This is a genomic window from Stenotrophomonas sp. STEN054 (assembly GCF_056854535.1).
Window position 1 is genome coordinate 36,546 of the sequence record NZ_JBXFWG010000014.1, and the last position, 23,825, is coordinate 60,370.

General features: G+C 66.2%; 19 protein-coding genes and 1 riboswitch. Of the genes, 7 read left to right on the forward strand and 12 right to left on the reverse strand.

The window, feature by feature from the left end:
* Positions 1-78: 78 nt before the first annotated feature.
* Positions 79-1,335 carry a 6-phosphofructokinase gene (locus tag AC1VXD_RS07700; protein WP_482991565.1) on the forward strand — a complete coding sequence of 419 codons (1,257 nt, stop codon included), beginning with the start codon at positions 79-81 and terminating at the stop codon, positions 1,333-1,335.
* A 73-nt stretch (positions 1,336-1,408) separates the two neighbouring features.
* On the opposite strand, the gene AC1VXD_RS07705 is transcribed toward AC1VXD_RS07700, so the two are convergent.
* Positions 1,409-1,912, reverse strand: a complete 504-nt coding sequence (locus AC1VXD_RS07705; RefSeq protein ID WP_482991566.1) for a hypothetical protein — start codon at positions 1,910-1,912, stop codon at positions 1,409-1,411.
* A 348-nt stretch (positions 1,913-2,260) separates the two neighbouring features.
* Between AC1VXD_RS07705 and AC1VXD_RS07710 the strand changes: the two genes are divergently transcribed.
* Complete coding sequence (locus AC1VXD_RS07710) at positions 2,261-4,288, forward strand: sodium-translocating pyrophosphatase (protein WP_164074029.1); 2,028 nt, start codon at positions 2,261-2,263, stop codon at positions 4,286-4,288.
* 164 nt (positions 4,289-4,452) lie between these two features.
* On the opposite strand, the gene AC1VXD_RS07715 is transcribed toward AC1VXD_RS07710, so the two are convergent.
* Positions 4,453-5,043, reverse strand: a complete 591-nt coding sequence (locus AC1VXD_RS07715) for a biliverdin-producing heme oxygenase (protein WP_482991567.1) — start codon at positions 5,041-5,043, stop codon at positions 4,453-4,455.
* A 59-nt stretch (positions 5,044-5,102) separates the two neighbouring features.
* Between AC1VXD_RS07715 and AC1VXD_RS07720 the strand changes: the two genes are divergently transcribed.
* Positions 5,103-5,360 (forward strand): DUF2789 domain-containing protein, encoded by a 258-nt coding sequence (locus AC1VXD_RS07720; RefSeq protein WP_482991568.1) that lies wholly within the window; start codon positions 5,103-5,105, stop codon positions 5,358-5,360.
* 10 nt (positions 5,361-5,370) lie between these two features.
* On the opposite strand, the gene AC1VXD_RS07725 is transcribed toward AC1VXD_RS07720, so the two are convergent.
* Both AC1VXD_RS07725 and AC1VXD_RS07730 read right to left on the reverse strand, forming a co-directional pair.
* Entirely contained in the window at positions 5,371-5,850 is a 480-nt protein-coding gene (locus AC1VXD_RS07725) for a hypothetical protein (protein ID WP_482991569.1), read from the reverse strand.
* Positions 5,847-6,344, reverse strand: coding sequence for a hypothetical protein (locus AC1VXD_RS07730; RefSeq protein ID WP_482991570.1), 498 nt, complete (start codon positions 6,342-6,344; stop codon positions 5,847-5,849). The genes AC1VXD_RS07725 and AC1VXD_RS07730 overlap by 4 nt, the downstream gene beginning before the upstream one ends.
* 187 nt (positions 6,345-6,531) lie before the next feature.
* Here AC1VXD_RS07730 and ppa point away from each other — a divergent pair, with 187 nt between their 5' ends.
* Together ppa and AC1VXD_RS07740 are read left to right on the forward strand one after the other, a co-directional pair.
* A complete protein-coding gene (ppa, locus tag AC1VXD_RS07735; protein ID WP_005410935.1) occupies positions 6,532-7,068 on the forward strand; it encodes an inorganic diphosphatase in 537 nt (178 codons plus the stop codon).
* 151 nt (positions 7,069-7,219) lie between these two features.
* Complete coding sequence (locus tag AC1VXD_RS07740; RefSeq protein ID WP_482991571.1) at positions 7,220-8,341, forward strand: HDOD domain-containing protein; 1,122 nt, start codon at positions 7,220-7,222, stop codon at positions 8,339-8,341.
* A 54-nt stretch (positions 8,342-8,395) separates the two neighbouring features.
* On the opposite strand, the gene AC1VXD_RS07745 is transcribed toward AC1VXD_RS07740, so the two are convergent.
* From AC1VXD_RS07745 to thiC, 6 genes are all read right to left on the reverse strand, one after another.
* A complete protein-coding gene (locus tag AC1VXD_RS07745) occupies positions 8,396-8,599 on the reverse strand; it encodes a hypothetical protein (protein ID WP_482991572.1) in 204 nt (67 codons plus the stop codon).
* 196 nt (positions 8,600-8,795) lie between these two features.
* The gene (locus tag AC1VXD_RS07750) at positions 8,796-11,651 is read right to left on the reverse strand and encodes a TonB-dependent receptor (RefSeq protein WP_482991573.1); all 2,856 of its coding nucleotides are present in this window, start codon (positions 11,649-11,651) and stop codon (positions 8,796-8,798) included.
* Between the two features lie 49 nt (positions 11,652-11,700).
* Positions 11,701-12,600, reverse strand: coding sequence for a helix-turn-helix domain-containing protein (locus tag AC1VXD_RS07755; protein ID WP_482991574.1), 900 nt, complete (start codon positions 12,598-12,600; stop codon positions 11,701-11,703).
* A gap of 115 nt (positions 12,601-12,715) precedes the next feature.
* Positions 12,716-15,028: a winged helix-turn-helix domain-containing protein gene (locus tag AC1VXD_RS07760; RefSeq protein WP_482991575.1), complete on the reverse strand. Its 2,313-nt coding sequence runs from the start codon at positions 15,026-15,028 to the stop codon at positions 12,716-12,718.
* A gap of 258 nt (positions 15,029-15,286) precedes the next feature.
* The gene (locus AC1VXD_RS07765) at positions 15,287-15,958 is read right to left on the reverse strand and encodes an ion channel (protein WP_482991576.1); all 672 of its coding nucleotides are present in this window, start codon (positions 15,956-15,958) and stop codon (positions 15,287-15,289) included.
* Positions 15,959-16,106: 148 nt separating this feature from the next.
* Positions 16,107-17,903, reverse strand: a complete 1,797-nt coding sequence (thiC, locus tag AC1VXD_RS07770; RefSeq protein ID WP_482991577.1) for a phosphomethylpyrimidine synthase ThiC — start codon at positions 17,901-17,903, stop codon at positions 16,107-16,109.
* Between the two features lie 84 nt (positions 17,904-17,987).
* Positions 17,988-18,089, reverse strand: a riboswitch (TPP riboswitch).
* A 182-nt stretch (positions 18,090-18,271) separates the two neighbouring features.
* On the opposite strand from thiC, the gene AC1VXD_RS07775 reads away from it, so the two are divergent.
* Entirely contained in the window at positions 18,272-19,849 is a 1,578-nt protein-coding gene (locus tag AC1VXD_RS07775; RefSeq protein WP_482991578.1) for a BCCT family transporter, read from the forward strand.
* 542 nt (positions 19,850-20,391) lie between these two features.
* Here the strand turns inward: AC1VXD_RS07775 and ggt are convergent.
* Together ggt and AC1VXD_RS07785 are read right to left on the reverse strand one after the other, a co-directional pair.
* Positions 20,392-22,110, reverse strand: a complete 1,719-nt coding sequence (gene ggt / locus AC1VXD_RS07780) for a gamma-glutamyltransferase (RefSeq protein ID WP_482991579.1) — start codon at positions 22,108-22,110, stop codon at positions 20,392-20,394.
* A gap of 84 nt (positions 22,111-22,194) precedes the next feature.
* On the reverse strand, positions 22,195-22,437 hold the full coding sequence (locus AC1VXD_RS07785; RefSeq protein ID WP_482991580.1) for a hypothetical protein: 243 nt from the start codon (positions 22,435-22,437) through the stop codon (positions 22,195-22,197).
* A 398-nt stretch (positions 22,438-22,835) separates the two neighbouring features.
* On the opposite strand from AC1VXD_RS07785, the gene ilvC reads away from it, so the two are divergent.
* Positions 22,836-23,810, forward strand: coding sequence for a ketol-acid reductoisomerase (ilvC, locus tag AC1VXD_RS07790; protein WP_200751341.1), 975 nt, complete (start codon positions 22,836-22,838; stop codon positions 23,808-23,810).
* Positions 23,811-23,825: the final 15 nt, after the last annotated feature.

Genomic DNA, 23,825 nt, shown 5'->3' on the forward strand with positions numbered 1-23,825 from the left:
CGCTGCACCGCAATAGCGCCACTTTAGCGCATCCGGGTAATGTCTCTGCAATGTCCCCCTCAGCGAGCAGGTAGAAGCATGCGCAACGGCACCCTCCTCTACGCCCAGTCCGGCGGCGTCACGGCGGTCATCAACGCCACCGCGGCGGCGGTCATCGAGCAGGCCCGGGCCAAGGGCATCAAGGTCCTGGCCGCCCGCAACGGCATCCTCGGCGCCCTGCGCGAGGAGCTGATCGACACCAGCAAGGAGAGTGCCGCCGCCATCCGCGCCCTCGCCCACACCCCGGGCGGCGCTTTCGGGTCGTGCCGGGTCAAGCTGAAATCGCTGGAGGCCGACCGGGCCCGTTACGACCGCCTGCTGGAGGTGCTGCGCGCCCACGACGTGCGCTGGTTCCTCTACAACGGCGGCAACGACTCGGCCGATACTGCGCTGAAGGTCTCGCTGCTGGCCAAGGCGTCCGGCTACGACCTGACCTGCATCGGCGTGCCCAAGACCATCGACAACGACCTGGCCGTGACCGACACCTGCCCGGGCTTCGGCTCGGCGGCCAAGTACACCGCGGTTTCGTTGCGCGAGGCCGCGCTGGACGTGGCGGCGATGGCCGAGACCTCCACCCGCGTCTTCATCTACGAGGCGATGGGCCGCCACGCCGGCTGGCTGGCAGCTGCCGCGGGCCTGGCCGGCAACGGCGAAGACGAAGCTCCGCACATCATCCTGCTGCCCGAGCGTGCCTATGACGAGGCGACCTTCCTGGCCAAGGTCAAGGCCGTGGTCGAGCGCGTCGGCTACTGCGTGGTCGTGGCCTCCGAGGGCATCGCCACCGCCGATGGCCGCTTCGTCGCCGATGCCGGTGGTGGCAAGGATTCCTTCGGCCATTCGCAGCTGGGCGGCGTCGCCGCGCACCTGGCCGGCCGGGTCAAGGACCAGCTGGGCCTGAAGGTGCACTGGGCCCTGCCCGACTACCTGCAGCGCTCGGCCCGCCACTTGGCCAGCAAGACCGACTGGGAACAGGCGCAGGCGGTGGGCAAGGCCGCCGTGCAGCTGGCGCTGAAGGGCCAGAACGGGGTGATGCCGGTGATCGTGCGCAGCAGCGATGCGCCCTACCGCTGGAAGATCGAAGCCGCGCCGCTGGCGAAGATCGCCAACCATGAGAAGAAGATGCCGGCCGGCTTCATCCGCCGCGACGGCTTCGGCATCACCGCCAAGGCACGCGCCTACCTGCAACCGCTGATCAAGGGCGAAGCCCCCCTTCCCTATGGCACTGACGGCCTGCCCAAGTACGTCACCCTGAAGAACGTGGCGGTGAAGCAGAAGCTGCCTGCGTTCGAGGGCTGACCGTCAGTAGATCCACGCCATGCGTGGATGCGACATCGGTGCCGACCAACGGTCGGCACCCACCTCACCTGTATCAATTACAGGCGTTGCCTTCCACCTGCAACTGCGCGGCGAACATCGTCACCTGCGGGATCTTGCCGGCGGCTGCCTGCTTCTTCGCTTCTTCCAGATAGATGCGCGACTGGCCCTGGCCATCCAGCGCCTGGGTGTTGTTGACCGGCAGGCGCCATACCCGCACCACCGCCTGCTGCGCCGGGCACGCGGCATTGGGCACGCGGATCACGTCGTTGAGCTTCCAGCCCTTGTCGGCACTCGGCTGCGCCTTGGCGTAATCGACGAAGCGGGCGCGCGGCTGGCACTGCTCACTGGTGCGCACGGCGGAGAAGCGGTACGGCTCGGCGGCCTGACCGGTGAAGACGCCTTCCAGGCGTGCGCAGGCTTCGGGAATCTGCCGTAGCGTATGCACCGCGCCTACGGCCTGGGGTGCGCCGACCGCCCGTTGCAGTTCGGGAGTTTGCGCGGCCAGGGCCGGCACCGCCGGGACCAGGACGGCAAACATCAGCAGGGACAGGCGCATGGGGGAATCTCCGTCAGGACTGTGCGCAGGCTTGCAGAAGGCGGCTTAACGGGGTGCAAAGGGTCTGTTGCTCTCAAAGCATGCCCATGGCCCGGCGGCGGGTTACGCACGCATGGCGATGCGTTCATCTGGAGGGCGCCCACGGGTCATGCGGCGCGGCGCGGCCCGGCGCTACCATCCTGGCGCGGAGGGACGCATACTGCGGGCACCAGGGAATGCTGAACACCGCCATACGTCGGACGACCGTTTCGGTCGGTACGGGTTGGTTCCAGGCTGCAACCCGTCGTCCCCCTCGTGGTGCCGTTCATCGCCACTGGATGCTCACCATCCATTCTGCGGAGGGGTCTGATGCTGGAACGTCATGGGCTGTCACTGGCGCTGGGCTGCGCCATTCTCGCGATCCTCTACGGGATCATCTCGGCGCGCTGGATCCTGCGTCAACCCACCGGCAATGAACGCATGATCGCGATCGCCACCGCGATCCAGGAAGGCGCGCGCGCCTACCTCAACCGCCAGTACCTGACCATCGGCGTGGCCGGCGTGGTGCTGTTCGTGCTGGTCGGCGTGTTCCTCAGCTGGTACACGGCCATTGGTTTTGCGGTCGGCGCGGTGCTGTCCGGCGCGGCCGGCTACATCGGCATGAACGTCTCGGTACGCGCCAACGTGCGCACCGCCGAGGCCGCGCGCAACGGCATCAGCGCGGCGATGGACGTAGCGTTCCGCGGCGGCGCCATCACCGGCATGCTGGTGGTCGGCCTCGGCCTGCTGGGCGTGGCCGGCTACTACGCACTGCTGCTGCGCATGGGGCTGCCGATGGAACAGGCGCTGCACGCGCTGGTCGGCCTGGCCTTCGGTTCCTCGCTGATCTCGATCTTCGCCCGCCTCGGCGGCGGCATCTTCACCAAGGGGGCCGACGTCGGCGCCGACCTGGTGGGCAAGGTGGAAGCCGGCATTCCCGAGGACGACCCGCGCAATCCGGCGGTGATCGCCGACAACGTCGGTGACAACGTCGGCGACTGCGCCGGCATGGCCGCCGACCTGTTCGAGACCTATGCGGTCACCGTCATCGCCACCATGCTGCTGGGCAGCCTGATGCTGAGCGAAGCCGGTGCCAACGCGGTGCTGTACCCGCTGGTGCTGGGCGGCGTGTCGATCATCGCGTCGATCATCGGCGCGTTGTTCGTGAAGGTGAAGCCCGGTGGCTCGATCATGGGCGCGCTGTACAAGGGCGTGATCGTCTCCGGCGTGCTGGCGGCCATCGCGTTCTATCCCATCACCACCGGGCTGATGAGCGACAACGTGCATGGTCCGCTGGCGCTGTACGGCTGCGCGCTGATCGGCCTGGTGCTGACCGGCCTGATCGTGTGGATCACCGAGTACTACACCGGCACCCAGTACAAGCCGGTGCAGCATGTGGCGCAGGCCTCCACCACTGGGCACGGCACCAACATCATCGCCGGCCTGGGCATCTCGATGAAGTCCACCGCCCTGCCGGTGGTGGCGGTGTGTGCGGCGATCTGGGGTGCGTATGCGCTGGCCGGCCTGTACGGCATCGCCATCGCCGCCACCGCGATGCTGTCGATGGCCGGCATGATCGTGGCGCTGGATGCCTACGGTCCGATCACCGACAACGCCGGTGGCATCGCCGAGATGGCTGAGCTGCCTTCGGACATCCGCGACATCACCGATCCGCTCGATGCGGTGGGCAACACCACCAAGGCGGTGACCAAGGGCTATGCGATCGGCTCGGCGGCACTGGCCGCGCTGGTGCTGTTCGCCGATTACACGCACAACCTGCAGGCGGCCAACCCCGGCCAGGAGTTCCGCTTCGACCTCAGCGACCACACGGTGATCATTGGCCTGCTGATCGGTGGCCTGATTCCCTACCTGTTCGGCGCGATGGCGATGGAAGCGGTCGGCCGCGCCGCCGGTGCGGTGGTGGAGGAAGTGCGGCGCCAGTTCCGCGAGATCCCCGGCATCATGCAGGGCACCGGCAAGCCTCAGTACGACAAGGCGGTGGACATGCTGACCCGCTCGGCCATCCGCGAAATGATCGTGCCTTCCCTGCTGCCGGTGGCCGTGCCGGTGGTGGTGGGCCTGCTGCTGGGGCCACGCGCCCTGGGTGGCCTGCTGATCGGCACCATCGTCACCGGCCTGTTCGTGGCCATTTCGATGACCACCGGCGGCGGCGCCTGGGACAACGCCAAGAAGTACATCGAGGATGGCCACTTCGGCGGCAAGGGCAGCGAGGCGCACAAGGCCGCGGTCACCGGCGACACGGTGGGCGACCCGTACAAGGACACCGCCGGCCCGGCGATCAACCCACTGATCAAGATCATCAACATCGTGGCGCTGCTGCTGGTGCCGCTGCTGTAGCTCCACGCCATGCAACGACTGGGCTCGGAGCCCCTGCCGCAGTAGATCCACGCCATGCGTGGATGGCATCCGGATCGGGGCAGAGCCCTTTCCTGCGGAAAGGGATCCGACCCCGTTGTCGATACGCCCTGTAGAGTCGAGCAAGCTTGACTCTACAGGGCCGTTCAGCGAGCGAATTCCTTCTCGACGTGGGCGTGGACGCTACGGAAAGCGATGTTGGCGGCGTCGATCATCTGCTCGATCTGCGCAGGTGTCAGCGCCACTGCATCCAGCGCCGTGGTGAAGCAGCGCCAGTGCGCCGCCACCCCGCCAGGGTGCCCGGCCAGGTGGCGGGCTCCGAACTGGTGGTCCAGCCCCAGCGCGGCGGCCATCCGATAAAGCACGGCGGCCCCGAGACTGGACCCTTCCACCACGTACATCCAGCCCAATGCTTCCGGCAGCGATGCACCGGGCAGCCGGGCATCGGGATCCTGCGCAGGCAGATCCACGCCCAGATCCTGCAGGTCGCGGCAGACCTGCTGCAGCCGGCGGCGCTCTGGCAGATCGGGCAGCAGAGCCATCAGCGTCGGCATGCCATAGAGTGCATCAACACTGCAATGCAGGCGGTACTGCACTTTCAGGAAACTACCGAAGCGGGCGCGGTCAGCAAAAATGCCTTCGGCCATGATGCGCTTGTCCAGCGCGTCGTGGCTGGCCCGCGTTGCGGCTTTCAGAAGGGCGCTGCGGTTGCGACCGCTCGCGTCTGGGGTGTTCATCACGGGACGACGGAAGACATAGATAATGCAGCTTACCTTTCCTTTGCCAGGCTGTCGTAATGATCACCACCGAACCGAGCATGACCAATCTGTTCCTGCAGCTGGGCCTTGAAGAGACCCCCGAGGCGATCGCCAGCTTCATCAGCAGCCATCAGCTCGACACCGGGGTAGAGGTGGCCGACGCCCCGTTCTGGAGCGATGCGCAGCGTCAGTTCCTTGCCGAATCGCTGCAGGCGGACGCTGCCTGGACGACGGTGGTGGATGAGCTGAACGAAGCGCTGCACCAGGACGCTGTTCAGGCCACCGCCGCGACCTGAAATCCCTTGGTTACAGGCACTCGGTCAGACCGTCGTAGACACTGACCGACGTACCGGGCAACGGCACATCGATGGACTCCCGCGGGGGCGCGGCTTCCAGCGCCTGCAGCAGGCTCTCCAGCGGCGTGCCCACAGCCAGCGGCAACGCGCAGGCATAGCTGCGCAGGTCCATATCGATACTACCGTCGCCCAGTACCGCGCTGTTGCTGCCGGCAAAGGTCCAGACGCAGCCGGCCACCGTGCCACTGGCCCGCTCCACCGCGCAGCGCAGGCGCATGGCCTGCAGGTTGTAGTACTCGCCTTCGCAGAAGGTGTCCCCGCAGACGTCATCGAAGCCGGCCACCAGCGCGCGTTCAACGGCGAGGAAGCGCTGCCAGCCACTGCCGGCGTCCGGGTAGAGGCGGGCATCGACATAGCGGTCCGCGGCAGTCGCGGCCGGGCCGGCAAGGCACAACAGCAGGCCGGTCATCATCGACAGGGCGCGCATCATCCCTTCCTCCTCTGGCCACCGGGCCGCTGCAGGCACTCCGAAAGGTCGTCGAACAGTCCGTACTCAAGCCCGGGCAAGGGCGCCATCAGCCCGTCCGGGGCGTCCAGCGATGCATGGAAGGCCTCTACGGGAACGCCCGGCCGCAGTTCCACCGGGCATCGCCAACCCGCGTTGTCGACCTCGACGTCGCCCGAGCCGGGGTTCACCCGCAGCTCGCTGGCAGCAATCACCCACGCGCAGCGCTGCACGGTGCCGGCAACCGCTTCCACGGCGCAGCGGAACTGCATGAGCCGGTAGTTGCTGTAATCCCCTTCGCAGAAGGTATCGGCGCACAGCGCGTTGAACTGACCGGAAAGGGCGGCTTCCAGGTCGTAGAAGCGGTCCCAGTTGGCTTCGCTGGTGGGGAAATCGATGAGATCCACATGGCTGCCGGCGAGCGCCGCTGGGGCGGCGGACAGCAGCGCGGCAAGGCCACAGCAACGCATCCAGGTCATTACGGCACCTCCTCGGGAATGAGGCTCCAGCCTGCGCCGCCACACGGCTTGGTCCCATCGGGGAACCCCGCCCCGGCCCCTCGGCCGGGGCCCACTACGAAGGTCGGCCCCGCCCTACCCTGCACAGCGCCCGGCAAAGGCATAAAATGGTGAGCTATCCGTCCACATCCCCCACCTGGAGCACACCATGGGCCTGGAACTCGTCTCGCCCGGCAAGAACCCGCCGGAAGAAATCAACGTCATCATCGAGATCCCGAAGGACTCGGAGCCGGTGAAGTACGAAGTGGACAAGGAGACGGGCGCGATCTTCGTCGACCGCATCCTGTCGACCCCGATGCGCTACCCGTGCAACTACGGCTACGTGCCGAGCACCCTGTGTGGCGATGGCGACCCGGCCGACGTGCTGGTGGTGCTGCCGCTGCCGCTGGTCCCGGGTTCGGTCGTGCGCTGCCGTCCGGTCGGCGTGCTGAAGATGAGCGATGAGGCGGGCAGCGACGAGAAGATCCTGGCCGTGCCGGTCTCGAAGATCTTCAGCGGCTACGCCCACGTCGAGGACATCGCCCAGGTGTCCAGCCACTGGCTGGAGCGCATCGGCCACTTCTTCGAGCACTACAAGGATCTGGAGAAGGGCAAGTGGGTCAAGCTGGACGGTTGGGGTGGCGCGGCCGAGGCCAAGCAGATCCTGATCGAGGCGCACCAGCGCCACCTCGACAGCAAGGCCTGAGTCTGAACAGGATCGCTCCGGTGCCACGCGCCGGAGCGATGCTGGTCACGTTTCAACACTGCGGCCCATCACTGTTGGCGCCGTATTAGGTAAATTGCGTCACTTCACACGTCATCGACGCGCGCCGTCGAGACAGCCAGGGGAATGTGTCGTGCGTATTCTGCTAGTTGGGGATTCAGCCAGCCTGCCGGCTGAGCTGAGCGAGTTCATTGCCGATCTTGGGGAAGAGTGGCAACCGCTGACCGCCTTCGATGGCCACACCGCGATGTCCGCGGTGGCCGCGCAGGGCGTGGATGCGGTGATCGTCTGCCCGCAGCTGCCCGACCTCAATGCAACCACGTTGCTGGGGCAGATCCGCACGCTGCGGCCTGAAACCATCCGTATCGCACTGGTCGATGCCCAGCAAGGCAACCGTCCACCGCCGGCGCGCCTGATCGGCGTGGCCCACCGCTTCCTGCCGCTGCCGCTGGCGCCGGAAGTGCTGCTGGAAGCGCTGACCAGCCTGGAAGAGCTGCGCGAGGTGCTCGACAGCCCTCGCCTGCGCGATGCCATCGGCCGTATCGAGAAGCTGCCCTCACCGCCGCACCTGTACCTGAGCCTGACCCAGGCGCTGGAGCATGACGACGACACCGACAGTGCCGACGTGGCCAAGCTGGTGGCCGCTGATCCGGCGATCGCGGCCAAGGTGCTGCAGCTGTCCAATTCGGCGTTCTTCAGCCAGGGCCGCACCATTGCCGACCTGCGTACCGCGGTGACCCGCCTGGGCCTGGCCACGCTGCGCGACCTTGTGCTGGCCAGCGAAGTGTTTTCCGCGCCGACGCTGTCGGCTGCCGAACGCAATTCGCTGCAGCAGCGTGCGCTGATGGCCTCGCGCCTGGCCGCGCGCCTGCTGCCCGAATCCAGCGCCGAGCTGGGTGCGACCGCCGCCCTGCTCGCCGATATCGGCCTGCTGCTGCCGGGCGTGCGCAACGAGCGCAGTGAACCGGCGCTGGCCGATGACCCGCGCCCCGGCCATGCCGAGGCCGGTGCCTATCTGCTGGGCCTGTGGGGCCTGCCGATGCCGATCATCGAAGCAGTGGCCTTCCACCTGCAGCCGCAGCGCGCCAACACGCGCAGCTTCTGGGTGACCGGCGCGGTGCACGTGGCGCTGGCGCTGGTCAACGGCGACCCGGTGGACGAGGACTACCTGCAGCGTGCCGGCGTGCTGAACAAGCTGCCGCAGTGGCGCGAGCATGCCAACAGCCTGATGGGACTGGTACCCACCGAAGCCTGATCCTGCCCTCGCGGCAGACCGATGGCGCGCCCGGTTGGGCGCGCCATCCGCGCATCAGCGCTGCGGACAGGCGTCACGGCGCCATTGCGCCTCACAGAACCATTCCTTGCCGCCAGCCGCCAGGCACTCCTGGCGGACCAGGGTGCAGTACATGCCACCGCCACAGATGATGATGGTGTTCTGCGCCGAAACGGCGCCGACCAGGGTGGCGTACATCAGGACCGCGGCCGAGATCTTGCGGATGAGCGTCGACTTCATGGCCATCTCCAGGCGTCCGTCATTGGACAGGCCTGACTGTGCTGATCGCGACAGCACGAGACCATGACTCACTGCTCCCTCCGGGCCCGTTGGGATTTCCCCTACCGCAGATTCAGAAGAGCCTCATCCGCAAACGAAAAGAGGGCGGACCTTGCGGTCCGCCCTCCTGTGCTGCGTGTTGCGACGCTTCGATGGATCAGAAGCGCTGGGTGTACTTCATGTACAGGAAGCGACCCACGTCGAAGCCGCCGTAGTAGGCAAACGCCGAGTTCGGGGCCGAGTACATCAGCGGACCCTTGTGATCGAACACGTTGTTGGCGCCCAGGGCGATGGTGGCGTCCCACGGTGCCTTGTAGCTCACCTGCAGGTCGTGGAAGGTGTTGGAGCCGGTCTTGCGCAGCGGATCAGCCTCGCCGTTGGCGTAGTGGTTCGGCGCATTGCACCAGAACTCGCCGGTGTCGATGCAGCCTTCCTTCATGCCGGAGTAGTAGCGAGCGGTGTAGTTCACGCCGAAATCGCCGTACTGCCAGTTGACCCCGAGGTTCGAACGCACGCGGAACAGGCCGGGTTCACCGACGCGACCGATCATGATGTTGTCGCCGTCGCTGTTCTGACCCTGCTCGTCGTACTTGGCCGTGTAGCTGGTGGTCCAGTCGATGTTGAACTGACCGATGGCCAGTTCCGGCAGACGGTACTTCACGCCCAGGTCGTAACCTTCGGTTTCCATCTTGCCGAGGTTGGCGGTGCCGTAGGTGATGGCGCTGACGTGGCCGTCGTCGGCACGGACAACGTCCGCACAACGGGCCGAGTTGCCCAGCACGTAGCAGTCGCGCAGGATGCGGTCGACGCTGTCAGCGATGATCATGTCGCTGATTTCGTACTTGTACCAATCCAGCGACAGGTCCAGGCCCTGTACGAACTGCGGGCTCCACACCAGGCCGAAGGTGGTGCTCTTCGAGGTTTCCGGCTTCAGGTTCGGGTTGGCACCCGAAATGAACTGGTCACCCGACTGGCACGGCAGGGTCGAGCATTCCTTGTTGCCCTGGCCCAGCTGGGTGTAGCCCACCGGCACGCCCGCGTTGGAGCAGGCAGCATTGCCGTTGACCGAGCCCGGAGCGGTCACGCCGCACGGATCGATGTACGACTCGAAGCTGGAGCTCAGGCCACCGTACAGATCGTTGATGGTCGGCGCACGGAAGCCCTCGGCGTAGGTGCCGCGGACAAGCAGGCCATCCATCGGACGCCAGGTCAGGCCGAACTTGCTGTTGGTGGTGCCACCGAAGTTGCTGTAGTCCGAATAACGGCTGGCAACGTTCAGGGTCAGTTCCTTGGCGAAGGCCACGTCGGCCAGCAGCGGCACGTTCAGTTCGAGGTAGACCTCGTTCAGATCGTACTCACCACGGGTCGGCTTCTGGCCCAGGCCGGTGGACTGGCCCGACTGCGCGAAGGCGTCCGGCACGTAGCTGCCTTCTTCCTTGCGGTGCTCGACACCCAGGGCGAAGCCCAGGTCACCGGCCGGCAGGGTCACGATGGAGCCGGCCAGGTTGGCGGTGAAGCTGGTGGTCTTGGTGATGCCGCGGGTGGTGTAGGTCGGGAACAGGAAGTCCTGCAGCTCCTGGTTCGCCAGCGAACCCTGGCCGTCAACACCGTACGGCAGCAGCGGGTTCCACGGGCGGCAGTCACCCAGCGCGATCGGGTCGGCAGCGGTACCGCACTGTGCCACGCCGTCACCGTTGATGAAGGACGGGCCCAGCGCCTGCTTGGCGCCGATCAGGCTCATGTCACCGCGGTTGGTCTTGATCGACTCGTTGCGGTTCCACAGCGCTCCGACGTCCCAGTCGAAGGTCTTGCCTGCGAAGTCGAAGTAGCCGCTGACGGTCGGCGCGAAGCGCAGGGTCTTCAGCTGGCTGTCGGTGGTGCGCGGCACTTCCCACAGGCGACGGCGGAAGCTGACGTCCTGGTTGACCGGGTTGAAGGCGCTGCTGCCGCTCAGCGGGGTGCCGAACGAGCTCGACTGGTACGGGTAGCCGGCGATCTGCTGGAAGGTCTGACGCTCGTTGTAGAGCAGGTCGGTGTTCAGGCTGATCGAATCGGTGAAGTCGTAGGTGCCGTTGATGTAGACGGACTTGCGCTTGACACCGGTCAGCAGGGTCATCTGCTCGTTGGAGTTGGCGTACTCGTCTTCGGTCAGCTCGTGGTAGTCAGCTGCGTTCGTCGGGTTGCCACCCTGGTTCAGGGTCTGCCACACGGCAGTCTTGGAGGTGCGCGAGCAGTCGTACTGCAGCGGGTTGCACCAGCTACCGTTCTGGCTGATCGGGCTCCAGTCAGCCGAGGTCGAGTTCGGACCCAGCGCGCCATCGCGGCTGTACCAACGGTCCTTGGCCCACACCGGATCCTGCTTGTTGTACTCGGCCGACAGGGTCAGGCTGCCACGCTCGCCGCGGGCACCGAGGGTCATCGAGTAGGTTTCGGTGTCGCCGTCGCCGTTGCCGTACTGGCCAACGTAGACCTGGGCTTCGCCACCGTCGAAGTTCTTGCGGGTGATCACGTTCACGACGCCGGCGATGGCATCCGAACCGTAGATCGAGGACGCGCCGTCCTTCAGGATCTCGATGCGCTCAACGGCCGACATCGGGATCTGGCTCAGGTCCTGCAGACCCGAGGTGGTCGCGCCCAGGCGCTTGCCGTTCATCAGCACCAGGGTGCGCTCGGCGCCCAGGTTGCGGATGTCGACGTAGTAGCCGCCGACGTTTTCGCCCGAAGCCAGGGACTCCGAACGCGAGATTGCCGGCGAACCCGCCGAGGTCAGGTTGTTCAGCACGTCAGCGACGCTCGAGAAGCCCTGCTTTTCCAGGCTTTCACGGGTCATCGTCAGGATCGGCTGCTGGGTCTCCATGGCGGCGCCGCGGATGCGCGAACCGGTGACCGAAATACGATCGAGGTCGGTGGTGCCAGAGGCCGCTTCCTGAGCGGAAGCAAACGCCGGCGTCAGCGCCAGCGCAATGCCGGCCGGCAGGAGGCCGAGGCGCACTGCGGGATTACGGAAGTTCATCAATCTCTCCAAGGTACGTGTTAGCAGCGTGTTAAAACACCCCAGCACGTTACGATTGCGTTGCAGCGCTGTATTTGCGCGACACACCCGGAGACTTTGCCGATTGTGGCGGAAGCTTCGCGCCGTTTTCACGAAAACGCGAAGCGGAGGTGCCATAGCGCGCACGGAAGGCCCGGGCGAAGCTGCAGCAGTTGTCGAAGCCACTGGCCGCCGCCACTTCGCCAACCATCATGTCGGTGTCGCGCAGCAGATCCGCCGCACGTTCAAGGCGAAGGCGCGCCGACAGCGACTGCGGGCTTTCCTCGTACAGGCTCTGGAAGGTCTTGGAGAGATACCAGCTGGAGAAGTTGGTCAGCTCGGCCAGTTCGCCGATGCGCACCACGCGGTGGCTGTTGCCTTCCAGGTACAGGCGGGCGCGCTGCATGCGGCCGAACACCTGGCGCTTGCGGCTGCGCGAGCGGCCCGGGCAGCGCTGCACGTTGTCGGCCAGGCTGCGCTGCAGGCCGGCCAGGTGCAGCAGCAGCGGGCGCAGCGACGGCGCCGGCAGGCCATTGGCCAGCGCCTCACGCCACAGGCGCAGACCGACGCGGGCGTCGCTGCGGCTCATCCGGCCACGGCCGGCGTAGAGACCACAGTCGGCCATCTCGGCCAGCACCCGCAGCGCCTCGGGGTTCAGGCTCAGGCCCACGCACAGGCCATTGCGGCCGGCCTGCACCAGCGGGCGCGATTCCTTCTCGAACGCGATCCACTCGCCCTGGCGCAGCCGGAACCGGCCTTCCTTCGCTTCCACCCAGGAGGTGCCACGCACCTGCATCCACACGGTGAAGTTGACGCCGGCGGTCTGCAGGCTGCCCAGGCGGGCAACGCCCAGGCAGGTCGGGGCGACATCGTCGACAGCCTTGTCGAGGCACACGGTTTGGCCGCGATCGGCCAGGGAGAGTTGACGCATGAGGGCACCACGGATTTGCCAAGTACAGGCCACCGTTTTGCCCAATCAGGCGCTTCCGCGTCAGGAAAGTCTGACGAGATCGCCACGAATTCGCGACGAGATCGTCACGAAGAAATTACGAAGGCCCATTGTCGTTGAAAATCAGCAACTTGCTGAACGCCGGAAACAGCGGCGGCGCCGCCTTGGGGAGGCGCATGACGCCGATGTCGGCCCCGTCGGTGACGGCCAGGGCCAGGTACAGGTCGTTCCCATCAGCGCTGGCGCTCAGGCCGTTGCCGGCACTGAGCCGCTGTGCATCGAGGCAGCGCTCCGGCTGCTCCTGATTGCCGCGCAGGCGCACCAGGGTGGTGGCGCAGGCATTGCTGGTGCCGAGGTAATCCACGGCGCCCTGCCCAGCCACGGTCCAGGTCCGGTAGCGCCAGCGGCTGGGCCGGTCCTGGCTGATCTGCTGGACACTGGCCTGGTCCAGGGCCGGATCGATGGACCACAGCCCACTGGCCGCCAGCCGGGTGAACACCACCCGCCCGCCGCTGCGGTCGAAACGCGCCTGGGAAACGCCTTCCACGCTGGCCAGGCGGCGCCACGGCTGGCTGCTGCGGTCGAACAGGCTCAAGCGGGTGTGCTGGTCCGCGTCGCGCTCAAGCACCAGCAGCTGGTCCGGGTCCGCCCCGTACAGCACCTGCAGTGGTTGCTCGACCGGCACCGGCAGCAGCTGCAGCCGCTCGTCACGGGGCGCGATCTCATAGACCACCGCCTTGCCGTGGTCATCGCGGCCTACCACCAGCACCTGGCGGCTGTCTTCTGACCAGTCCGGGGCCTGCCGGGCTTCCGGGCGCAGGCCCTCGATCGGCCGCAACGAATCGGGCCGCTGCAGGTCGGCCCACCACAGCGCGAAGCTGCCGGAGCGGTCGGAGCTGAAGACCAGCTGGTGGCCATCGGGGGCCAGCATCGGCTGGGCGTCACGACCGCTGGAAGCGAACAAGCGCTCGCTGCCACCGGTCGACGGCATCCTGAAGACACCGAACTGGGCACGCCGATGGACGAAGGCGAGCATGTCGCCGCGGCGCGACACCGCCGGCCACTGCGCATCATCCAGGCCTGCGTCACGCAGGGTGCGCCGTGCCACGTCCAGATAGTACAGACGGGCTTCGCTGTCGACGCGGCGACCGAACACGATGGTGCGGCCATCGCTGAGCCAGGCCCAGCCACGCAGCTCGGCCGATTCATTGGTCAGCTGTTCGGGCGTGCCGCCCGTGGCCGGCACGCGCCACAGATCGCCCAGCTGAGGATTACGCACGAACACCAGCCAGCGGCCATCGGGCGAATAGCGCGGCGCATAGTCGAAATCGTCCTCGTCCACCGCGTAGTCGATCGCCCGCCACTGCCCGGTGGGCAGATCCAGCACGCGGATGCCGCGATGGGCGTAGCGGCCGACCATGCTGCCGAACACCAGGCCACGGCCGTCCGGCGTCCAGTCGAAGCTCAGCAGTTCGGTGCCATCGCAGCGCGTGGCCTGGCGCAACGCGCCGCCGGTGGCACTGGCCACCAGCACCTGGCAGCTGCCGTTGGCAGCAAAGCGTGCAAAGGCGATTTCGCGGCCATCCGGTGACCAGGTCGGGAAACGATCATTGGCGCCTTCCGGCGGCGACAGCAGCTGGCGTGCAGGCGCGTTGCCCGAAGTCTGCACCTTGATCGCGTTGCCGCCCTTGCCGTCCTCGTTCGCGCCTTCATAGGCAACCTGCGAACCGTCCGGCGACAACGTGGGATAGGTCTCGAATCCGGCGGTCGCGGTGATCAGGCGATACGGGCGTTCGGGGCTGCCGATCACGCGCGTGCCATCTTCCACTGCCGCATCCACCGGCGAGCTCACCGGCGACGGACGCCGTACCAGCAACACCGTCAGCACCAGCAACGCCAGCAGCATCGCCACGCCCAGTGCCAGCAGCAGGCGACGACGCCAGTAGCGCCAGCGACGGCGCGCCGCCGCATTCGCTGCCGGCTGCAGCACTGCCACGGGTTCATCGACGGCGAGCGCTTCGGGCGAAGCCGCGTCTTCCGCACCTTCAGGCACGGCATCGGCCAGCACCTGCACCGGCACCAGCAATCGATAGCCGGTCTTGGCGATGGTTTCGATGTAGGTCTGGCCGTTGTCCTGGCCGGTGCTGAACGCCTTGCGCAGCTGCGTCACGGCCTGGGTCAGCACATCATTGGTCGGCAGCGTATCCGGCCACACTTCCGCGAACAGTTCTTCGCGGGTGACCACGCGACCCGGTTGCCGCAGCAGCACGCGCAGCACGCCAAGCGCTTTCGGCGTGAGCCGGCGCGGGCGACGCGCACCCACAACGTCAACCTCGCGCGAGGACAACGTCACTGTGCAATCGCCGATCCGTATGCGGTCGGCTTCAGGCGGCTGGGTTTCGCTGGTCATGTGTTGCTAAAAGTCTGAAACGGGCCACGGAGGCAACTGCCAATCGACACGATTCCGTCCGAGGCACAGCGAGAAGCCAGATTCCGCAAAAAGCATCGGCGCATACCGCAAAAAAAACGAAGCGCGCGAATATTAGCCTATGCAGGTTACCTCGCCTATGCGTGGTGGACATCAGGCTCTCTCTCGCCGACGCATTCACATAAGCAGCAACATCATTCGCGCCCCTTTGGGCGCGAAATTTTTATCTGGGGTTCATTTTCAGAGCCGTCGGATCATGGTCAATCCGACCAGTCGCGAAACCACCAGAGCGACGTACATAACGCCGGAAAACTGCTCCAGCATGACCAATGCGCGTGCCTGTGGATGCAGCGGAACGACGTCGCTGAGCCCCACCCCTGACAGCAAGCTGAAGCTCAGATAAAGCAGCTCCATCCAAGTGCGCTGCGGACCCTCTCCACTGCCCTGGAAACTGCCCGGATACCACTGCTGGCAGACCGCAAATGCGAACGCGAAGCCCCACGCGAGCAACGTGAACGTAGCACCAACAGCAAACAGCTCATCGCGGGTGACCTTATGGTCCTGCAGCATGTAGGCGATCAACGCGCCTGCCGTATAGAAATAGAGCAGGCTTTCCAGCAGCTGCGCCGTGGTTCCGAGCGCGGGTCGGTCCAGCAGTGCCGCGGCAATGGAAAACACCACCGACGGAATCGCCAGCAGCAGCGCCAGCCACGTTCCCAGCGGGCTGCGCTGCACCACCCACAGCGCAAGCCCCAGCACCGCAATGCCGAACCCACCCAAGGCGGCGCGCCCGCCTGCGGTGTCATCCAGTGCCGGGTACAACATCACCGCGATCAGCTGCGCACCCAGCAACCAGGCCGACGGATGACGGCGGGCGATGGCCAGCCAGCGGGTGGTGATGGCAACGGGCATGGCGTTCTTCCCCTGGGTGATGGCGCGAGGATAGCCGGTGCAGGGTGGATGCGTGGTGGCAGCGCCGGGCCATGCCGGGCGGTTTCCACAGGCCGCTGCGCTCGCCGGGCATGGCCCGGCGCTTGCGTTGCCAACCGGCGGACGGGCGCTACCGCTGCCACCCCGCTTCGGCATGGTCACGCACATCCTGGGTGATCTTCATCGAGCAGAAGTTCGGGCCGCACATCGAACAGAAGTGCGCCTGCTTGTGCGCAACCTTCGGCAGCGTCTCGTCATGGAACGCCTTCGCTTTTTCCGGGTCCAGGCCGAGGTTGAACTGGTCTTCCCAGCGGAACTCGAAGCGCGCCTTGCTCAGTGCGTTGTCGCGCACCTGCGCACCCGGGTGGCCCTTGGCCAGGTCTGCCGCATGCGCGGCGATGCGGTAGGCCATGATGCCGTCGCGCACATCCTGCCGGTTGGGCAGGCCCAGGTGTTCCTTCGGCGTGACGTAGCAGAGCATCGCCGTGCCGAACCAGCCGATCATCGCCGCGCCGATGGCACTGGTGATGTGGTCGTACCCTGGTGCAATGTCGGTGGTCAGCGGCCCCAGCGTGTAGAACGGCGCTTCACCACATTCGTGCAGCTGCTTGTCCATGTTTTCCTTGATCAGCTGCATCGGCACGTGCCCGGGGCCTTCGATCATGGTCTGCACGTCGTGCTTCCAGGCGATCTTCGTCAGTTCGCCCAGCGTCTCCAGTTCACCGAACTGCGCCGCGTCGTTGGCATCGGCGATGCAGCCCGGGCGCAGGCCATCGCCCAGCGAGAAGGTCACGTCATAAGCCTTCATGATTTCGCAGATGTCCTCGAAATGCGTGTAGAGGAAATTCTCCTTGCGGTGCGCCAGGCACCACTTGGCCATGATCGAGCCGCCGCGGCTGACGATGCCGGTAACACGCTTGGCGGTGAGTGGCACGTAGCGCAGCAGCACGCCGGCATGGATCGTGAAGTAGTCCACGCCCTGCTCGGCCTGTTCGATCAGCGTGTCGCGGAAGATTTCCCAGCTCAGCGCTTCGGCACGGCCGTCGACCTTCTCCAGCGCCTGGTAGATCGGCACGGTGCCGATCGCCACCGGCGAGTTGCGGATGATCCACTCGCGTGTTTCGTGGATGTGCTTGCCGGTGGACAGGTCCATGACCGTGTCGCCGCCCCAGCGGATGGCCCACACCAGCTTCTCCACCTCTTCGGCAATCCCCGAGGACACCGCGCTGTTGCCGATGTTGGCGTTGATCTTGGTGAGGAAGTTGCGGCCGATGATCATCGGCTCGGTTTCCGGGTGGTTGATGTTGTTGGGCAGCACCGCGCGCCCGCGGGCGATTTCATCGCGCACGAATTCGGGGGTGATGATGTCCTGGATGGCGGCGCCGAACGACTGCCCTGGATGCTGCTGCAGCAGCGCCGCATCGCGGATCGCCTCGAGCCGCTGGTTCTCACGGATGGCGACGAACTCCATTTCCGGCGTGATGATGCCGCGCCGTGCGTAATGCATCTGGGTGACGTTGGCACCGGCACGCGCACGCCGTGGCAGGCTGCGCGCGGGAAAGCGCACGGGGGCGAGCTTCGCATCGTGTTCGCGGTCGCGACCGAACGCCGAGCTCAGGCCATCGAGCTGTTCGGTGTCGCCCCGCTCCTCGACCCAACCGCGGCGCAGAGCCGGCAGACCTGCTGAGAGATCGATCCGCGCCTCCGGGTCGGTGTAGGGGCCGGAGGTGTCGTATACCGTGACCGGCGCGTTGTCGCCGCCGCCGAACAGTGCGGGCGTGCGGGACAGCACGATTTCGCGCATCGGAACGCGTACGTCGGGGCGCGAGCCCGGCACATGGATCTTGCGCGAACCGGCAATCGGCTGGATCACCGACGTGGAGAGTTGCTGGGCCTGCTGCTGCAGGGCGGAGAGCTGTGCGTTCATCGGGCATCGTCCAGGAAGGGTCAGGGACGAAGCGGCGGCGCACTGCGCACCGCGCCCGGACGGTCCTTGGGCGGACTCCGGGCACGGCTGCACTGCAAAGCTTCCCTACGCCGGTATGAGCCGGATCAGGTTCCAAGGGACTATCTCAACCGCGACCACCAGGCCGCGGTACCCCCGCTTCTTGCCGCGCATTAGAGCACGAAGGTGCGGGGAAAGGGGCCAGAGCCCCGTTGCGGAGCAACGGGACCCAACCCTCGTTAACGGCACGATGACATTCCGTTCAGTAACGTGATCCGGCGCCGCATGCACGGCCCTCGCTGCAAGCTCTGGCTCGCTCCCCTCACTCGCTTGATCGGAGAAGCTCCTTCATGGTGTTTCGCATTTCCATCGCACTGGTGCTCGTCCTGGTGCTTCTTGCCGGCTTCGCGCCAGGCCCCTTCAATACCTTCGTGCAGTCGGTCCTGGCCGATGTCATCCGCAGCGTTGGCTGGCTCTATCTGCTGGTGGTGTTCCTTGCACTGACCTTCCTGATGTACCTGGCCTTCGGCCGCTTCGGCAACCTGCGCATCGGCGGAGAAGACGCTGAGCCCGAGTTCTCACGCGCGAGCTGGATGTCGATGCTGTTTGCGGCCGGCATGGGCATCGGCCTGGTGTTCTGGGGCGCGGCCGAGCCCATTTCCCACTTCACCAAGCCACCGGAAGGGCTGGCACCGCAGAGCATGGATGCTGCGCGCGCGTCCATGCGCTATGCATTCTTCCACTGGGGACTTCATCCTTGGGCGATCTATGCGCTGATCGGCCTGGCAATGGCGTGGTTCCAGTTCAACCGCAATGGACGCGGCCTGGTCAGTGACATGCTGCAACCGATCATCGGCCACCACCACCGCGGCTGGATCGGCAAAGTGGTCAACGTCGCGGCGGTGGTCGCCACGGCCATTGGCGTGGCCACCACGCTGGGCTTCGGTACCATCCAGATCGGCGCCGGCGTGGAGCGCATCTTCGGCCTGGAGGCGGGCGTGCCCTTGCAGATGACCATCATCGCGGTCGCCTTCGTGCTGTACATGGCATCCACCGCCAGTGGCGTCGAGCGCGGGGTGAAGTGGCTGTCCAACTTCAACCTGGCACTGGCGGCACTGCTGGCCGCCATCGTGCTGGTGCTCGGCCCGACCGGTTTCATCTTCGACACCTTCACCACCACGTTGGGGTCCTACCTCAACCAACTGGTGACCATGAGCCTGCGCATGTCGCCGTTCTCGGGCAGCACCTGGGTGGCCGACTGGACGATCTTCTACTGGGCCTGGTGGATCTCCTGGGCCCCGTTCGTTGGCTCCTTCATCGCCCGCATCTCGCGTGGGCGCAGCGTGCGTGAGTTCGTGATCGGTGTCGTGCTGGCGCCGACGCTGCTGGGCTTTTTCTGGTTCACGGTGTTTGGTGGCACGGCGCTGTGGTCGCAGATCTTCGGCCATGCCGATCTGGTGCAGGCACTGGGTAACGGTTACGAGACGGTTCTGTTCACAATGTTTGACAGCATGCCGATGCCCTTGCTGCTGTCGTGCATCGCCCTGGTGCTGCTGATGATCTTCTTCGTCACCTCTGCTGATTCGGCGGTACTGGTGCTGGCCAGCATGTCGACCGACGAGGCGGGCGATCCGCCGCTGAAGCGCAAGCTGGCCTGGGGCGTAGCGGTGGCATTGATCGCGGCGGCTCTGCTGTTGGCCGGCGGCCTGGATGCGCTGCAGGGGATGATCACGATCGCGGCGCTGCCGTTCGCACTGTTGATGGTGCTGGTGATGGTGTCGCTGTACCGGGTGCTGGATGAGGAGTACACGCGGGAGCGGCGGCAGGCGCTGCGGCAGCGGCACATGATCGATGCGTGGATTGCGCGGGAGATGGCGGCGCAGGAGGAGACGCAGGCGGAGGCGGCGCGGGCGCAGGATCAGGGTTGAGTGTCGTTTGCAGGGCTTGCAGCCCTGCACCTACTAAATGCAACGGCAACGGCAGAAGCGGCTCTGGGTTGATGCTGGTTTGGCGGGGGGGGGGTGGTGGGGCGGGCACCCCCGGAAAACCAGGCAAGGGGGGGGTAGGGGGCCCCCCAGGGGCCCGGGGGGCGCCCCCCCCCCCCCCCCCCACCCCTGACAGTTTCCCGGTGACGGTTGGTTTTCCGCAATTTGCGTGGATGAGGTGTATTGGAAAACAAGAAGGGGTCAGAGCCGTTTTCCTGCGGAAAGCGGATCCGACCCAAACCCAAAGCCCGCGGCTGTTGCTTCTGCCTTTGCTCTTCTTTTTTCTTTTCCTGCGGTGATGGCCACGGAAACTGTCCGTGGTGGGGGGGGGGGGGGTGGGGGGGGGGCGCCGGCTTGGGGGGCGCCCCCCGCGCTGGCTGCTTTCAGGCGCCCCCCCCCCCCCCACCCCCCCCCCCCCCGGCCAAGCCAAGCTTCACTGAAACCACCACCACCGCAGAGGGGGCTCAGCCCGTTGGCCGGAAACCTCAGTACCCCGCCGCCTGCCCATCCTTGCGACTCTCCGAGGCGCCGTAATACACGCCCGTGTCCGGATCACGCATGATCGCCTGGTAGCCACCATACGGCCCGTCGGCGAACACGATGCGGTGCCCCTTGCGCATCAGCGCGCGCACCGTCTCGTACGGGAAGCCGGTTTCCAGATTCACTTCACCGCCGTCGCTCATTGCCGTCGCCTGGCCGGTCGGTTCGGTCGAGCCCTCGTGCTGGATGCGCGGTGCATCGCCGGCCTCCTGCAGGTTCATGCCGAAGTCCACCAGGTTCATCACGATCTGCGCGTGGCCCTGCGGCTGCATCGCGCCCCCCATCACGCCGAAGCTGGCGTACGGCTTGCCGTCCTTGGTGATGAAGCCCGGGATGATGGTCTGGAACGGGCGCTTGCCCGGTGCGTAGCCGTTGGGATGGTTCTTCTGCAGCACGAACATCTCGCCGCGGTCCTGCAGGATGAAGCCCAGGCCCGGAGGAGCCATGCCGCTGCCCATGCCGCGGTAGTTGGACTGGATCAACGACACCATCATGCCGTCAGCGTCGGCCACGGTCATGTAGATCGTGTCGCCCTCCTCCAGCTGCTTGGGCGTGCCCGGCTGCACTTCCTTCAGCGCCTTGTCCATCGAGATCAGCGCGCGGCGCTGCGCGGCGTAGTCCTTGGAAATCAGCTTCTGCACCGGGGCCGGCTGGAAGGCCATGTCGGCGTAGAAGCGCGCGCGGTCGGCGAACGCCAGCTTCTTGGCTTCCACGAACAGGTGCACGTGCTCGGGCGAACCGAACGGGATCTTCGAGAAGTCGTAGCCTTCCAGCACGTTGAGGATCTGCAGCGCGGCGATTCCCTGGCTGTTGGGCGGCAGCTCCCACACATCGTAACCGCGGTAGTTGCTGCTGACCGGCTCGACCCACTCGCCGTGGTGATCGGCCATGTCCTGGTAGCTCAGGTAGCCGCCGTTGGCCTTGAAATAGTCGCCGATGGTGTGGGCGATGGCGCCCTTGTAGAAGGCATCGCGGCCGCCGTCGGCGATCTGCTGCAGGGTGCTGGCCAGGTTCGGGTTCTTCCACATCTCGCCCTTGCGCGGGGCGTGGCCGTTCATCGTGAACTGTTCCTTGAAGCCGGGGTACTGCGAGAGCTTGGGCACCGAGCGGTCCCAGTAATAGGCGATGACTTCAGCCACCGGATGCCCCTCGCGGGCATAACGGATGGCCGGGGCCAGGTTGTCGGCCATCGGCTTGCGGCCGAAGCGCTCGTGCAGGGCGAACCAGCCGTCAACCGCGCCGGGCACCGAGACCGGCAGCGGACCGGTGGCCGGGATGTCCTTCAGGCCGCGGCGCTGGAACTCGGCCAGGGTCAGGGACTTCGGCGAGCGGCCCGAGCCGTTGTAGCCGTACAGCTTCTGGGTCCTGGGGTCCCAGACGATGGCGAACAGGTCGCCGCCCACGCCGTTGCCGGTTGGCTCCATCAGGCCGAGGGTAGCGTTGGCGGCGATGGCGGCGTCGACCGCCGAGCCACCGGCCTTCATCACGTCCAGCGCGACCTGGGTGGCCAGCGGCTGCGAGGTGGCGGCCATGGCATGCGGGGCGATCACCTCCGAGCGGGTGGCGAAGGTATGGCCGGTGATGCGGTCGGCGGCGGCGGCCAGGGTCGGCAGCGTAGCCAGCACGGCAGCGGCCAGCAGGGAACGGGCAAGGCGTCGGGACACGGTCGGGTTCCGGGGAAAGGGTGGTGCCCCGATCTTCGCCGCTGCGGCCTTCACGCGGTATCGGGCAGAGGTCATGGGCGGCGGTCACACGCCGCTGGACGTGGCCCGGCGATACCTGCACGAGACCCGGTAGCGGCGGGCCATGACCGGCGAGCGCAGCGGTGAAAGCCCCTCGATGCCGCGCAAAAAACCCGCTGAAAAGAGTGAATTCGGGTTCACCGAAACACTTTCTCTGGAAACCATCCTTGTGCCACAAGCGATTGCGCCGGATGCAGCGGAAACAAAAAAAATATCCGTTGCCAGGGTTGACACTGCCGAATCGCACATGTTTCTCTCGATCACATGTTGCACCACACCACGCCACTGCGAACCCACGTTGAAGCCGCCGACACCGGCGCCGCCTCGCTGCGTTCGACTCTCGTGCTCGTACTTATTACCCAGCCAACAGGTGCGGGACGAGCCAGCGTGTAAGCAACAGATACACCGGAACTCGACAAAACCCGCACCCGCCCCGGTGCGGGTTTTTTCATTTCAAGACCTGGTTTCAGACGCAACCACCATGAACACCGCCAACTGCAAAACCCGGACCTGCCACACCACGACGCCTCGTGGTGGCAGTGCCCGTGCGATGCGCGGCGCCTCCCCCACCGTTCTCCCCTGACCGGCCGGTACGTCACTTCGACTGCCGGCCGTCTTTTTTCTTCCCACCGCAAGGAACCTCCCCCATGAGCACCAACGATCTGCCCCAGACCAAGATCGCCGTCATCGGCTACGGCAGCCAGGGCCGCGCCCACGCACTGAACCTGCGCGAATCCGGTTTCGACGTGGTGGTAGGCCTGCGCCCGGGCGGCCCGACCGAAGCCAAGGCCCAGGCCGACGGCTTCAACGTGGTGGCCCCGGCTGACGCCGTGAAGGACGCCGACCTGGTCGCCGTGCTGACCCCGGACATGGTGCAGAAGAAGCTGTACAACGAGGTGCTGGCGCCGAACATGAAACAGGGGGCCTGCCTGCTGTTCGCCCACGGCCTGAACGTGCATTACGGCATGATCGAGCCGCGCGCCGACCTGGACGTGGTGCTGGTCGCGCCAAAGGGCCCGGGCGCGCTGGTCCGTCGCGAATACGAAATCGGCCGCGGCGTGCCGTGCATCTGGGCCATCCACCAGGATGTCACCGGCAAGGCCGAACAGCATGCCAAGGCCTACGCGGCCGGCCTGGGCGGCGCCCGCGCGAACCTGATCCAGACCACCTTCAAGGAAGAGACCGAAACCGATCTGTTCGGTGAGCAGGCAGTGCTGTGCGGCGGTGCCTCGGCGCTGGTGCAGGCCGGCTTCGAAACGCTGGTGGAAGCCGGCTACCAGCCGGAAATCGCCTACTACGAAGTGCTGCACGAACTGAAGCTGATCGTCGACCTGTTCTACGAAGGCGGCATCTCGCGCATGCTGGAATTCGTCTCCGAGACCGCCCAGTACGGCGACTACGTCAGCGGCCCGCGCGTGATCGACGCCAGCACCAAGGAGCGCATGAAGGAGGTCCTGAAGGACATCCAGGACGGCACCTTCACCAAGAACTGGGTGGCCGAGTACGAAGCGGGCCTGCCGAACTACAAAAAGTACAAGCAGGCCGACCTGGAGCACCCGATCGAGAAGGTGGGCAAGGAACTGCGCGCCAAGATGGTCTGGTTGCAAGGACAGGCCGCGTAACCACGCGGCCACCCC